The sequence below is a fragment of the Acidobacterium sp. S8 genome, assembly GCF_009765985.1.
In the GTDB taxonomy this organism is placed as follows: domain Bacteria; phylum Acidobacteriota; class Terriglobia; order Terriglobales; family Acidobacteriaceae; genus Alloacidobacterium.
This window is the reverse complement of record NZ_LMUM01000037.1, coordinates 465,899-478,858: the sequence shown is the minus strand read 5'-3', so window position 1 is coordinate 478,858 and position 12,960 is coordinate 465,899. Positions and strand designations below refer to the sequence as shown.

The 12,960-nt window shown below is 56.4% G+C and carries 14 protein-coding genes; 10 read left to right on the top strand and 4 right to left on the bottom strand.

Annotation, left to right across the window (positions count from 1 at the left end; all coding sequences use genetic code 11):
• Positions 1–75 precede the first annotated feature (75 nt).
• From GSQ86_RS20790 to GSQ86_RS20770, 5 genes are read left to right on the top strand one after another with little or no spacing between them, the layout of a single operon-like run.
• On the top strand, positions 76–1,212 hold the full coding sequence (locus tag GSQ86_RS20790; protein WP_158752081.1) for a sensor histidine kinase: 1,137 nt from the start codon (positions 76–78) through the stop codon (positions 1,210–1,212).
• A complete protein-coding gene (locus GSQ86_RS20785) occupies positions 1,209–1,967 on the top strand; it encodes a LytTR family DNA-binding domain-containing protein (RefSeq protein WP_158752080.1) in 759 nt (252 codons plus the stop codon). The genes GSQ86_RS20790 and GSQ86_RS20785 overlap by 4 nt, the downstream gene beginning before the upstream one ends.
• A gap of 39 nt (positions 1,968–2,006) precedes the next feature.
• Complete coding sequence (locus GSQ86_RS20780; protein ID WP_158752079.1) at positions 2,007–3,008, top strand: zinc-dependent alcohol dehydrogenase family protein; 1,002 nt, start codon at positions 2,007–2,009, stop codon at positions 3,006–3,008.
• Between the two features lie 50 nt (positions 3,009–3,058).
• Positions 3,059–3,304 carry a type II toxin-antitoxin system Phd/YefM family antitoxin gene (locus GSQ86_RS20775; RefSeq protein WP_158752078.1) on the top strand — a complete coding sequence of 82 codons (246 nt, stop codon included), beginning with the start codon at positions 3,059–3,061 and terminating at the stop codon, positions 3,302–3,304.
• The gene (locus tag GSQ86_RS20770; RefSeq protein ID WP_158752077.1) at positions 3,301–3,687 is read left to right on the top strand and encodes a type II toxin-antitoxin system VapC family toxin; all 387 of its coding nucleotides are present in this window, start codon (positions 3,301–3,303) and stop codon (positions 3,685–3,687) included. The genes GSQ86_RS20775 and GSQ86_RS20770 overlap by 4 nt, the downstream gene beginning before the upstream one ends.
• A 40-nt stretch (positions 3,688–3,727) precedes the next feature.
• On the opposite strand, the gene GSQ86_RS20765 is transcribed toward GSQ86_RS20770, so the two are convergent.
• Both GSQ86_RS20765 and GSQ86_RS20760 read right to left on the bottom strand, forming a co-directional pair.
• Positions 3,728–4,243 (bottom strand): META domain-containing protein, encoded by a 516-nt coding sequence (locus tag GSQ86_RS20765; protein WP_158752076.1) that lies wholly within the window; start codon positions 4,241–4,243, stop codon positions 3,728–3,730.
• A 27-nt stretch (positions 4,244–4,270) separates the two neighbouring features.
• Complete coding sequence (locus tag GSQ86_RS20760; protein WP_158752075.1) at positions 4,271–4,603, bottom strand: cupin domain-containing protein; 333 nt, start codon at positions 4,601–4,603, stop codon at positions 4,271–4,273.
• 240 nt (positions 4,604–4,843) lie between these two features.
• Here GSQ86_RS20760 and ispG point away from each other — a divergent pair, with 240 nt between their 5' ends.
• The 5 genes from ispG (at position 4,844) to GSQ86_RS20735 (ending at position 10,071) form a co-directional block, all read left to right on the top strand.
• The gene (gene ispG, locus GSQ86_RS20755; RefSeq protein ID WP_158752074.1) at positions 4,844–6,094 is read left to right on the top strand and encodes a flavodoxin-dependent (E)-4-hydroxy-3-methylbut-2-enyl-diphosphate synthase; all 1,251 of its coding nucleotides are present in this window, start codon (positions 4,844–4,846) and stop codon (positions 6,092–6,094) included.
• 152 nt (positions 6,095–6,246) lie between these two features.
• The gene (locus GSQ86_RS20750; protein ID WP_158752073.1) at positions 6,247–6,729 is read left to right on the top strand and encodes a hypothetical protein; all 483 of its coding nucleotides are present in this window, start codon (positions 6,247–6,249) and stop codon (positions 6,727–6,729) included.
• A gap of 240 nt (positions 6,730–6,969) precedes the next feature.
• Positions 6,970–8,193 (top strand): alkaline phosphatase family protein, encoded by a 1,224-nt coding sequence (locus GSQ86_RS20745; RefSeq protein WP_158752072.1) that lies wholly within the window; start codon positions 6,970–6,972, stop codon positions 8,191–8,193.
• A 22-nt stretch (positions 8,194–8,215) separates the two neighbouring features.
• Complete coding sequence (locus GSQ86_RS20740) at positions 8,216–8,626, top strand: hypothetical protein (protein ID WP_158752071.1); 411 nt, start codon at positions 8,216–8,218, stop codon at positions 8,624–8,626.
• Positions 8,623–10,071 carry a hypothetical protein gene (locus tag GSQ86_RS20735; RefSeq protein WP_158752070.1) on the top strand — a complete coding sequence of 483 codons (1,449 nt, stop codon included), beginning with the start codon at positions 8,623–8,625 and terminating at the stop codon, positions 10,069–10,071. The genes GSQ86_RS20740 and GSQ86_RS20735 overlap by 4 nt, the downstream gene beginning before the upstream one ends.
• A gap of 390 nt (positions 10,072–10,461) precedes the next feature.
• Here the strand turns inward: GSQ86_RS20735 and GSQ86_RS20730 are convergent, their stop codons facing one another.
• Both GSQ86_RS20730 and GSQ86_RS20725 read right to left on the bottom strand, forming a co-directional pair.
• Positions 10,462–11,640 (bottom strand): glycosyltransferase family 2 protein, encoded by a 1,179-nt coding sequence (locus GSQ86_RS20730; protein WP_158752069.1) that lies wholly within the window; start codon positions 11,638–11,640, stop codon positions 10,462–10,464.
• A gap of 23 nt (positions 11,641–11,663) precedes the next feature.
• The gene (locus GSQ86_RS20725) at positions 11,664–12,944 is read right to left on the bottom strand and encodes an MFS transporter (protein ID WP_158752068.1); all 1,281 of its coding nucleotides are present in this window, start codon (positions 12,942–12,944) and stop codon (positions 11,664–11,666) included.
• Between the last annotated feature and the right edge of the window lie 16 nt (positions 12,945–12,960).

Here is a 12,960-nt window from a genome sequence, read left to right as displayed (position 1 = left end):
CGTTCGCCCATTCCGCCGGGCTCTTGGCCGCAAAACGGTACGGGAGTAGCATCCAGCTAGTTGAGGATAAGAACAATGGATCGCAAGGAGCAATCGCAATGCGCCGCAACCGGCTTGCGTTATCCCGGATGGCTGGCTCTCTTCGTCATCTGGACAGTCATTGGCGCATGCGGCTACGTGCGCCATCTGCTGAATCCTGCGTCCGGGGCGGCCGCACCGTACGCGTTCAAAGAGTTTCTCGAATGGCTCAGCTGCTTCTATCCATGGATCCTGCTCGGCCCGGTCGTCTTTTGGCTGGAGCGCCATTATCCGCTCAACCGCGCTAAGTGGAAGACCAGCGTTTCCCTTCATCTGCTTTTCGGAGCTGTGCTGGCGGCGGCGGCGGTCAAGATCACCATTGCCCTGAATATACCGTTTGATCCAAGGGTCAAACTGCATGCGCTGCTCGTCTCCCTGTCGAGCAGCGAATTCTGCCTCTCTCTCTTTCTCTATTGGAATATTGCGATCGCGGGGGCGGTCATCCGCACCATTATCGACCTTGAACGCCAGCAGAGAGACGCCGTCCAGCTTGCGTTGCAAAATGCCGAGCTCGAGGCCTCGCTCAAAAACGCTGAACTCGAAACCCTGCGACTTCGCCTCAAACCGCATTTCCTCTTCAACACGCTCGAAAATATCTCGGCGCTTGCGGAAGACAATCCACGTCTTGCGCGCAAGATGCTCTCGCGCCTCGGGGAGCTGCTGCGCGCCGCCTTCCGTCGCGATTTTCAGGCAGAAATCAGCCTCAGCGCAGAGATCGCGTTGATGAACGCTTATATTGACGTCGAGCGTGTCCGTTTCGGTGAGCGCCTGCGGGTCGATGTCGATATCGACCCGGAAACCGAGGCAGCTCTCGTGCCTAGCCTGTTGCTGCAGCCGATCGTCGAGAACGCCATCGTCCACGGGCTGCGCGATTCTTCTGACATTGGACGTATAGGACGAATTGAAGTACGCAGCGCAAAGAATTCCGAATCCCTGGTCCTCACCGTGAAAGACAATGGCAGCGGGCCGCCTCACGCATCGCTCGCCGAACTCCCGCTTGGCGTCGGCCTTGGCTCTACTCAGGAGAGGCTTACGCGCATGTATCCGCAGGCACACCAGTTGTCTGTCGAGCGCTCCGAAGAGGGCGGCACGCTCGTCCGCATTCACCTTCCCTTCAGAACAAAAGGTCTATGAAATCTCTGCGTGTTTTAGTTGTCGACGATGAGCCTGCCATTCGCGGCGGTATCCGTAAACTTCTCACCACCATGGACGATGTGGTCGTCGCAGGCGAATGCCAGAACGCCGCTGAAGCTGTGACCGCGATACGCCGCAACTCCATTGATCTGGTGCTGCTCGATATTCACTTGCCCGACGCCAGCGGTCTCGACGTGGTGCGTTCGGTAGGCACAGAGCGTATGCCGCTCGTCGTCTTCGTCACCGCCTATGACGAGCATGCTATCGAAGCCTTCGAATTGAACGCTCTCGATTATCTGCTCAAGCCATTTGATGAAGAGCGCCTTGAGCGCGCACTTGACCGCGCCCGTGAAAGACTCACCACAGACGGTCAGCAGCAGGTTGTGCAGCAGCTGCAAAAGCTATTGGCCAACTACACGCAGGCTGGTCCGGAACGCTTCGTCATCCGCAAGACCAACCACTACGAATTCGTCTCCGCCGATGCCATCGACTGGATCGAATCAGCTGATAACTACGTCGAATTGCACTGCGGCGGCAAAACCCATCTGCTGAACGAGACCATGGGCGGAATCGAGCAGCGCCTGGACCCGCAAAAATTTCTCCGCATCCATCGCCGCCACATCGTCAATACCAGCCGCATTCTCGCCGTGCACCCGCTTGCCGGCGGTACTTACGAAATCGAGCTGCAACACGGCGCTCGCCTCACCTCCGGCAGAAACTTCACGCAGGCAGTGCGGTTGTTGATCGGGCGATAGAACCGGGTTATGAGCATCTAGGGCGGTAGAATTGTGGCCATGCGAGCAGCTGTCCTGCGCCACATCGCGCCCATCGAAGAGAATCCGCTACACCTGGAAGATCTTCCCATTCCCGAGCCGGCCCCGGGCCAGGTCCTTCTCAAAGTGGAGGCCTGCGGCGTCTGCCGTACCGATCTGCACATCACCAGTGGCGAGCTTAAGCCGATACTCGCTGCGGTCACACCGGGACACCAGATCGTAGGCCGCATAGAGAAACTCGGCGGCAGCACAATCATCTTGAAGCAGGGCGAGCGGGTCGGAGTCTCCTGGCTTGGAGGAACCGACGGCACCTGCACACTTTGCCGCAAAGGCATGGAAAATATCTGTGATCACCCCACGTTCACCGGGTATTCGGTTAACGGCGGCTATGCTGAGTACACCCTCGCCCGCGCCGATTTCTGCGTCCCTTTGTCTGAAGAAACACCCGCTAGAGACTTAGCGCCGCTGCTCTGCGCTGGGATCATCGGCTTCCGCAGCCTCCGCGTTGCCGAAGTCAAACCCGGCGACCGCGTCGGGCTCTTCGGCTTCGGCGCCTCCGCCCATCTCGCGATCGACGTGCTCAAGCATTGGGGTTGCGAAGTTTACGTGGCCACGCGGGGAGCCTCGCACCAGCAACTTGCCCGCGATCTTGGAGCCACCTGGGTCGGAGAAGCCACCGAGCGTCCTCCCGTGCAACTCGACAGCGCCGTCACTTTTGCTCCCAGCGGAGATGTCGTTATTGCAGCATTGGCATTGTTACGCAAGGGCGGCATCGTCGCCATCAACGCCATTCATCTTGATCGCATCCCGCAATTCGACTACGACACGCTGCTCTGGGGCGAGCGCCAGCTGCGCAGCGTCGCCAACATGACACGCGCTGACGCCCACGACTTTGTAAAGCTGGCGGTCGATATCGGGATTAAGCCGCGAACCACTGTCTTTCCGCTCGATCAGGTCAACGAAGCGTTGGCCGCCGTTTATAACGAAACCATCGACGGCGCGGCCGTGGTGCTCTGCCAGTAGCACCACAACCCTTAAATATTAATGTAAACTTAGTTCACTGGACTTAGTTTATGAATACCTATAATATTCACGAAGCGAAAACACAACTATCCAAACTGGTCGAGAAAGCGGCGAAAGGCGAATCGTTTGTCATCGCCAAGGCGGGAAAACCCTTGGTGAAAGTGATCGCACTGGATGCTCCCGAACCGTCGCAGATGAAGCGCTTCGGGTTTATGGCCGGTCAGATTAAAGTGCCTGACGATTTCAACACGATGGGTGCCGGTGAAATTCAAAAGCTGTTTGAGGACGAGGCTTGAGGCTGCTGCTGGATACCCATCTTCTGCTTTGGGCTGCCGAAGGAATGGATCGTGTGCCGCCCGGTGCTCGCACCCTCATGGCCGATCCGGAAAACGAATTGCTTTTTAGCGCCGCCAGTCTATGGGAGATTGCCATCAAGAGCCGGTTGAATCGGTCCGATTTTCAGGTCGACGCGCGCATGCTGCGTCGTGGCCTGATCGATAACGGATATCGGGAAATGGCGATCTTTAGCGAACACGTGGTTGCCATAGACTCTCTGCCGCCCATCCATAAGGATCCATTCGATCGGTTGCTGATTGCACAGGCAACGGTGGAAGGCATTACTTTGCTAACCAATGATTCGATGGTGACGAAGTATCCCGGGCCGGTGCGGCTGGCATAAGGCTTCAACGCATAAGAGCGAGCGTTGCGCTTGCTGGGCATCATATTGTTCCGTGTCTTGAGTTAGCGGCAATCAGGCGCGCCAGGACCTCTCCGTTCTGATCCAGTAATTCCAGCGTTGAGCCGTAGATTTGGAAATGGGATGTCGCGCGAAGAGCATCAACGAATGACTTGGATTGTTCTTTGGGTCGAACGCGTTCCGCTACCGCTCCCATAGTGCTGATGTGCATACGCAAGGACTGATCGGATATTTCATACATTCCGGTGAATCCATTCACCGTGTCCTCCGCGACGAAGTTTCCAGTTGCGGCGCCCGCTACCTCTTTGCTTTTCTCGAGCGTAAAGTGAGACACCCGACCATAAGAGACAACTGGCTTCTCATACAAAGTGACTAAATTCCATTGTGTATTTAGCAATGGAATTCTATTGTCTGAATTATCTTTTGACGATTGGACCGTCTGGGCCACGATAGATGTTACCGATACGAGAGCTATGATTGCGACTACCAGAAGGCAATGGCTGCGCTTCTCTTGTCTTCTTTGCACCATTGGAGACATTCCTCCTCAGCTCTGAAGCTCCGAACGCTATGGCTCCAATTCATTAGACGCCGCCGCCGTTGTGTTTTGCCAATAATCATCCGGCAGATTCACAACGATCGGTATCGATGTGCTCCGAACTACAACCCAGCGAAAAGGCACCTGGCTCGAGGGATTGATCTCCTGATGCGGCAGCCATGCGGGAACATGAAGAAATTCGCCCGTATGCACCGTGGCGCTGTGTTCGCCCTTTTCGCCCCACCGCACATATGACTCGCCTTCGAGCACGTAAACAATCGTCTCTTGCTCTCCATGATGATGAATGCCCGTACGCGCACCGGGTTCTACGGTAAAAATGCCGCCCCATAAACCGGATTGCACACCCTGTGTTGGGCTAATGGCAGCAAGTCGCAGCGAGCCAGACGTCTGCGGGTGCCCGGATCAAACTCCTCGGGACGAATCACGCGGATGTTTCCATAAGTAGAGTCAGCAGCTTTGCCCAAAACATCACCTCTATCGGCAATAAGCCTAAATTATCGGATGACTGACACTTACGCGGCGATGCGCGAAGTGTACTCGCCCCGAAGCCCAGTCCCTAGTAAACTGGTAATGAGGAAATCTATGCCGGAAATTCATCGCAGGAAGACCGTCACGGTCAAGGTTGGCAATGTGCGCGTCGGCTCAGACGTGCCGGTGGTTGTCCAATCCATGACTAACACCGACACCGCCGATGTTGAAGGAACCATTCAGCAGGTGGCAGCGCTGGCCGCCGCCGGGTCGGAGCTGGTCCGTGTCACGGTCAATAATGACGCCGCCGCGAAAGCCGTTCCCTACATTGTGGAAGGACTGGCAAAGCTCGGCATCTACGTTCCCATCATCGGTGATTTCCATTACAACGGCCACCAGCTGTTGAAGAAATATCCCGATTGCGCCAGAGCGCTCGCCAAGTACCGCATCAATCCCGGCAACGTCTCCATCGGCCGCAAAGACGACGACAACTTCCGCACCATGATCGAGTGCGCCGTTGAAAACGACAAGCCCGTGCGCATCGGAGTCAATTGGGGTTCGCTCGATCAGGCTCTGCTTACGCGCATGATGGACGAAAACTCCAAACTCGCCGAGCCGCTCGACGCCCGCGACGTGATGATGGAAGCCATGTGCCGCAGCGCGCTCGACTCCGCTGCCGCCGCCGAGCGCTACGGCCTCAGGCATGACAAGATCATCATCAGCGGCAAGGTCAGCGGCGTGCGCGACCTCATCGACGTTTACGAAATGCTCGCCAGCCGTTGCGATTATCCTCTGCACCTCGGCCTCACCGAAGCCGGCATGGGCATGAAGGGCATCGTCGCCTCTACTGCAGGACTCGCGCCGCTGTTGCTCCAGGGTATCGGCGATACCATTCGCGTTTCATTGACGCCGAAACCGGGCGGCGACCGTTCCGAAGAAGTGCTCACTGGCCAGCAGATTCTGCAATCGCTCGGCATCCGCAGCTTTACCCCGCAGGTCACGGCCTGCCCCGGTTGCGGACGCACAACCAGCACCTTCTTCCAGGAGCTTGCTCAGCAGATCCAGAATTACCTGCGCGATTCCATGCCCTCGTGGCGCGCGCAGTACCCCGGAGTCGAAGAGCTGAAGCTCGCCGTCATGGGCTGCGTTGTCAATGGTCCCGGCGAATCGAAGCATGCCAACATCGGTATTTCGCTGCCGGGAACGTTTGAGGAACCAAAAGCGCCAGTTTATGTGGATGGACGCCTCATGACGACGCTTAGAGGTGATACGATAGTCCAGGACTTCCAGAAGATTCTCGACGAGTACGTGCAGACCCGTTATGGTACCGGCTCGAAGAGGGAAGAACTGGTCGAAGTCCACTAGGTTTACCGTTTGGCGGGGCATGTACGATTTTGCCCTGCCACCCTCCCCCCTTATTTCTTCCACTCTTATATTCCTTTCGTAACTTGGCCTCTGCGTTCAGTTTGTCTACTCTTGCATCCAAGCCTCCCCTACCTTGAAACGAGAAGGCATCGATGCATCGCGTTTCCCTTTGTTTTTTCCTGCTCTACTCAAGCGCGACCTTAATGGCCGCGCGTATCTGCTATACCCCGCAAGACGCTCTCACCCATCAAAACAAGGATGTATGCGTCTCGGCGCACGTCTATGACGTAGTCGAGCTATCCGATGGAACGCGCTTCCTCGACGTTTGCAGCCCGGAAACGGCTGACGAAAATTGCCGCTTCACGGTCATGAGCCTGAACAGCGATCGTAAGGAAGTTGGCGACCTCGACCAATACCGTGACCATGACATCGAGCTGCGAGGCGTCGTGCACGAATATCGCGGACAGGGCGAAATCCTGCTCAGCCACGCCCGCCAGTTCCACGGAGGAGCAGAAAAATTCCACCCGAATCCGGCTCTTCTTCACGGCTTTTCGGCGGAAGACGGAAAACCAGCGATCAGCGATCCGGCCCTGCGCAGCGGCCGTCATCGCAGCGTCTTCATGACGGCACATTAAGTATTCAGTCAGAGACGAATATATCTCGCTGACAATGGCAGGGCACCGCAATGGCATGATTGAATTTTGAAACGCTTCGAAGATACAAAGCACCATCCGTGCGTGACGCAAAGCGCATGTTTTCCTGCAAATGGTTTAGACTCAGGCGCTTTTCCGGCATACTTTAAATTGCGTTTACCGACCGCCTAATCCATCCGGCAAATTCCTCAGCTGGCCGAAAGATATGGCTCACAGGAGCACATGATGCTGGATAGGACCCTGCCGGGAATTCAGGCGCTGCAACATATTGTGGTTCTCATGATGGAGAATCGCTCCTTCGACCATATGCTCGGAGCGCTCCATGCTACCAACCCCGCCATCGATGGCTTAACCGGACACGAAACCAACCCTGACTCGACTGGCGTGCCTGTAACCGTATCGCCAACGGCTGAATATCAGAGCCAGCTCGACCCTGATCCCGACCATCATTTCCCGGCTGTAGACCTGCAGATATTCGGCGGCGTCACCACGGCGCAGGATCCCAACCGGCAGCCAACCATGCAGGGATTCGCGAAGAGCTACTTCAATCAGCAGCACAATCTCAATCATTCCCATCTGATTCTCAATTACTTCACGCCGGATAAACTTCCCGTACTCACAACCCTGGCCACGCAGTTTGCCGTCTTCAACCGCTGGTTTTCTTCTATTCCCGGTCCTACGCTCTGCAACCGGGCCTTTGCTCATTACGGAACGTCGTTCGGTCAGGTGAGCATGGATGTTTTCTACTGGAACAAGCAGTACAAAAGCATTTACGAGCGGCTCGTCGCCGCCGGAAACACTACGCGCCTCTACTACTACGACGAAGCCAGCTCTTCTCTCGAAGTCGTCAATCTCTTGCAGAACCAGCCATCTCTCTTCGGCACCTTTCAGGATTTCCTCGACGCCTGCGATCGCAATAAGCTTCCGCAGTACAGCTTCATCGAGCCGAATTACACAGACCACGACGCACCTGATGGCTCTGGCGAATTGATTGCATGCGACCAGCATCCGGATCACGATGTTCGCGCCGGTGAGCAGTTCATCGCCACGGTTTATAACCGGATTCATAGTAATCCGAATCTCTGGCCCAACACGGCGATTTTGCTTGTCTATGACGAGCATGGCGGCATCTTCGACCATGTGCCTCCTCCAGCCTGCACCCCAGACGGCTTCGTCGCTCAACCCAATGCAACCGGCACGCCCGACCCATTCCACTTCGACCGGCTCGGGGTGCGGGTGCCTGCCATCCTGATTTCGCCATGGGTTGCTCCCGGCACAGTTATCAATGAGATATTCGAGCACGCGTCGATTCCCGCGACAGCAACGGATTATTTCATTGGCGCTTATGACGCGCGATCGCCACGGGAAATTGCGGCCAACACATTTCTGGGTCAGCTGAATCAGCCGAAAATGCGCGCTGCCGGCGATTGTCCCAGTTTCAAATAATTCAGGTTTCGGAGAATTACAAATGGAACCGATTGAAGTACCCGTCCCACCCAAACACGCTTTCAATAAACAGCGTCCCATCTCCGATCTCGTCAAAAAACAGATCGAGCACTTCAAGCACCTTGAAGCTAAGCTTCCGGCAGAAGTGCGCGCGGCCCTGCCGCAGCACCGCATCATCACAGAAGACGACGCGGCGCGTTACATCGCCCCAATGACGCAGTTTCTTGTATCCGGAAAGGTTTCCGGCAAAGTGCCGGTAAAGACCCGGCCAAAGACCATCACCCAAATCCGACCCGCAGAAGGTCTATCCATTGCTGCCGTCGCAGATACCGGCAGCACAAAATTACCGGCGAAAAAGCGGTCCTCCGCCGCGAAGAAAAAATCTTCGCCGAGGTCCGGGAAATCCTCGTCTTCCCCCAGGGTGACGAAGTGAGAACTGCGCTTGCTTCCATACTGCTTCTGCTGGCCGCCGCGCCGGCTTACCCGCAAAACAGCAGCACGGATGAAAGCCGTCTCCACCGTGATTTTCGCGTAGAAAAAGAGGCGCTCGGAGCCTGCACAAAGTTCGACTTCGGCAGCCTCACGGATTGCGGCCAGACTCTGGTCATGGGGCAGCCCATGCATATCACCGTGGGTAGTCTCGCTCCGCAAAATGGCATCGCCGCAGGTCTTGCTTTTGTGGAACATAAGAATTTCGCTAACGAGTGGAGAGTGAATTGGGACATCGATGCCCAGGCCAGCAGCAATGGATCGTGGCGGGCAGGCGGCTACATGAAAGCCTACCGGCTTCCCGGCGGAATGACATACCGTGTCGCGCCCTTGTTCAATTTTTATTCCCAGAGCATTTCACTCAATCGCGTCGACTACTATGGCCTTGGTCCATACTCTGTTCCGCAGAACCACACTACCTATGGTTTCAGCGAGAACATTACCGGAGCAGACGCCGCTATTCCACTGGCTGGAGCAGCCAGGATTGCCATCGTGGCCGAACTGAATGGCCGCTTCCCGTCGGTTCGCCCGGGCACAGACTCATCGCTGCCTTCTATCGGACAGTTTTTCGATGAAACGAACACTCCAGGGCTGGCCCATCAAGCCGCATACCTGCAGGCTTCCGAGGGACTCCGTCTCAGCCCTGCCCTTTTCAAAGACCACCTGCGCCTCAACTACCTGGTCCAGTTCCATCAGTTTGTCGCGCCCGGCAACAGCACCTATTCCTTCCGCCGTTTCAATGGCGACTTCAGCCACGAGATACCGCTTTATAGCCTCTTACCGGGAAAGTTCGGGAAAGCATACTATCCCAACCGGTCCGCTCAGTTTTCGCATAATGGCCCGGATGATTGCACCGGAAGCAGCGGGGGACAGAATATTGCGCGCCCACGCGCTGCAGCAGCGGACGCGCGTCCGAACGCAGCCCGGCCCTGCCCGATTATCTCCACCACGGATAAGCTCGAAGGCTCCATCACATTGCGCGCCCTTTTTTCTGAGTCCTTTGCCAATCGCGGCAGCTTCGTCCCTTTCTATTTCTCTCCTACCATCGGCGGCTCCGACATCAACGGCACAGCCATGCTGCCGAGCTACCCAGACTACCGTTTTCGCGGCCCTGACCTGCTGCTCTTTCGCGGGACGATAGAGCACTCCATCGGAAAACTCCCCATCGGCGCAATCTTCTCCGTCGATGAGGAAAAAATTGGCCTGCGCCGGGACGATGTCAGCATCGATCACCTTCGCCACTCATTCAGCGCAGGCATAACCATCCGCGCTGGCGGTCTCCCTGCCGTCTACCTGCTGTTTGGTTGGGGTGGAAACGAAGGCAGTCACACCACGGCCACCATTAGTCCTACGCTGCTGGGAGGATCGAGCCGTCCTTCCCTCTTCTAGAACGTTTTCGAATTGAGCATATGCACTGGGTGCCCCATTCTGACCCTGACTCTGACCAAAACGCAAGGGCAGGGTGAGATCGCACAGCTTTGACAACTGAATCAGCAGCCTGTCAATACCTTCGCACCCCGTTGCATCCGTAAATCATTGACACAACTATTTAATCGTCACAACAACCATTGACAGGGTATTTCCACTTGAAAAGCTACAATAGAAATAAAGGGATATTCCTTGTGCAGGCTGATCTATAGGACCCCCTGCTAAGTGATTGAAAACACTAGAACTACCTAACCAGTTTAGAATCATTAGCTTAAAAGGGGATGATCCCCCGCTAACCCATTGAAAACAAAGGAAACGGAAAGAATGGGGAGGGGGGAGGGGTACCCGGCGCTACCTCAGCCGTCCGGCATGCCTGCGAAGTTCGGCAAGGGGATAAAACGTGCCCCGCCAGACTACCCCGCGACGTGCCAGGGTTACGATCATCGATCGCAGCAGCATGTAGACGATCAGGCACGCTGCCAGCGGCAGCAGTAGTACATACCACGCGGGAATTCCATTCAGATGGCGCTGGCAGTAACGGTAAATGGCAAAGGCCGACGCGAAGGCCATGATGCTGGCAATCCGCATACTCCACGGACCGAACATGCCGCAGACCGGGGTGAGGCAGAAGACGGCAATCATGATGCAGGCTGTAAGCAGAACCGCAGGTTGAAATCGGAAAACGGCGAAAATGTTCTTCGTCAGGTTGCGCACAATGCCAAAAGCACCCGATGCCCAGTGGACCTGAATTAAATCGCGTCCCACGACAACGTGTTGTCGGAAGGCGCGCCTCTTCACCTCGTATCCGAGCTTGATGTCTTCCAGTATTTCCATGGGATGGCCCTCGAAGCCTCCAATAATGCGGTAAACATCGTTACGGATGAGGTTGAAAGCGCCGATACCGAATGAATCGCGGCTCTTCGGGTCGGAGGTTTTCCAGAGACGCGATGAGAGCAGCGACAGCACCTGGAAGGCAGAAAGCATCGTGCGTTCGCCGAGGGTCTTGAGAATCAATGAGGGAAAGAGGATAACGTGATCGGCGTGGCTCTCCGCATATTGGAGTGCGCGGAATAGACAATCCTCGCGGAAGAGGATATCGCCGTCGGTAAACAGAAGCCACGGCGCCGCAGCCTGCCGCGCCGCCAGCGCCATGGCATGCGTCTTGCCCATCCAGCCTGCGGGCAGGTCTTCGATATGGATGACGCCGATGCTCTTGCCCTGCGCTCGTCCTTCGGCGGCAATGCGCTCCATAATCTCGCCTGTCTTGTCGGTTGAGCGGTCATCGACTGCAAGAATTTCGATGGCAATTCCCTTCTGCGCCAGCAGCGAGCGCAGCGTTTGTTCAATCGCCAATTCCTCGTTGCGTGCAGGCACGATGACCGAGATCTGCGGCTGTGTAGCCGGTTCCCCGCCCGCAAACTGTTCGTGCAGCAGATTTGGCATTTTCGGCAAATTGCGCAGCGCCACGACTGAGCGCCATAGCCAGAGAAACGCAATAACCCAACTTAGGAAGATAGCTGCGGTGAACATTCTCTTCTATCGTCGCACGTGTTTTATGGGGTCTTTGAGTGGAGCGCGGTGCTGTCTTGGCTTTCCGGAAGCAATGGAGCAAAGCGCGATCCCACTAGCAGAATGACGCCGGAAGCAGCCAGGGCAATCAGCGTCATGCCGAGCCCCATGCGCAGCGAAGAGGTCGCGTCCGATACACGCCCGATGAGACGCGGAGAAAAGGCGTCACCGAGAGCATGAATGCAGAAGAGGTTGATGGCAATCGCGGTTGAGCGGATCGCCGCCGCAACCGAGTTCACGATAGCGGCATTCAACGGACCCGTATTGAGGAAGATGAAGAACTCGGCAATGAACGCTCCCGGAATCAGCCACGAACGAGGACCAAAGAAGACCAACGCTGCTGCGGGAATCGCAAAGGCCATGCTGACTGACGAAAGCAGGTAGAGCGCCCGGTGGTTCCGGCGGAGCCAGCGCTGCGCAATCCATCCGCCAATGATTGTGCCGAGCAGTCCATCGACGGCGGTGATCGCGCCGGTAAGCAAGCCCGCGCGCCCTACGGAATATCCGCCGAAGCGAACGAAGAAGGTCGGAAGGAAGGTCGAGATGCCGCCGACGGCAAATGTCCACGCAGCCATGCCAAGTGTCGCTGACCAGAAGGCGGGATTATGCCGAAGCCCCGAGAGTGTTGTTCGATCGAGCGTAGCTTTCAACTCGTCGGCAGTTCCCCGCTCCGGCTCTTTCACGAAGAACCAGAAGGCGGCAGCAATCAGTACACCGGGCAATGCGGCAATAAAGAACGGCATGCGCCATCCGTAACGCTCTCCAAGCACACCGCCCATTAAATAGCCCAGCGCCGCACCAACCGGAATGGTGATGTAAAAGATGCTGAGTATGCGATTGCGATCGATCTCCGGATAGAAATCAGCGAGGAGCGCTGGCGCATAGATGCTGAATGTAGCCTCACCAATGCCGACAATGGCATGACGGATCAGAAGCGTGTTGTAGCTGTGGACCGTCGCGGTAAAGAGCATTGCAGCGCTCCAAAGCAGCGTCCCGGCAACGATCAAAGGCCGCCTGGGATATCTGTCACCCAGCCAACCAGTAAGCGGCGCGACGATCATGTAGGTGAAGAAGAAGGCTGTCGTGAGCAGCCCCATCTGCGCGTCGTTGGCCGAGAACTCCTTCTGCACCAGTGGCTGCACGCCCGGCAGAACGTAGCGGTCAATGAAGTTGAAGAGATTGAGACAGGTAAGCAGGAACAGCGCAAGCCCGGCGGTTTGCGCTGTGGATGGTCTTGTTCCTGAGTGCACAATTCTTGCTGGCATGCGGTGAGCGCATGAT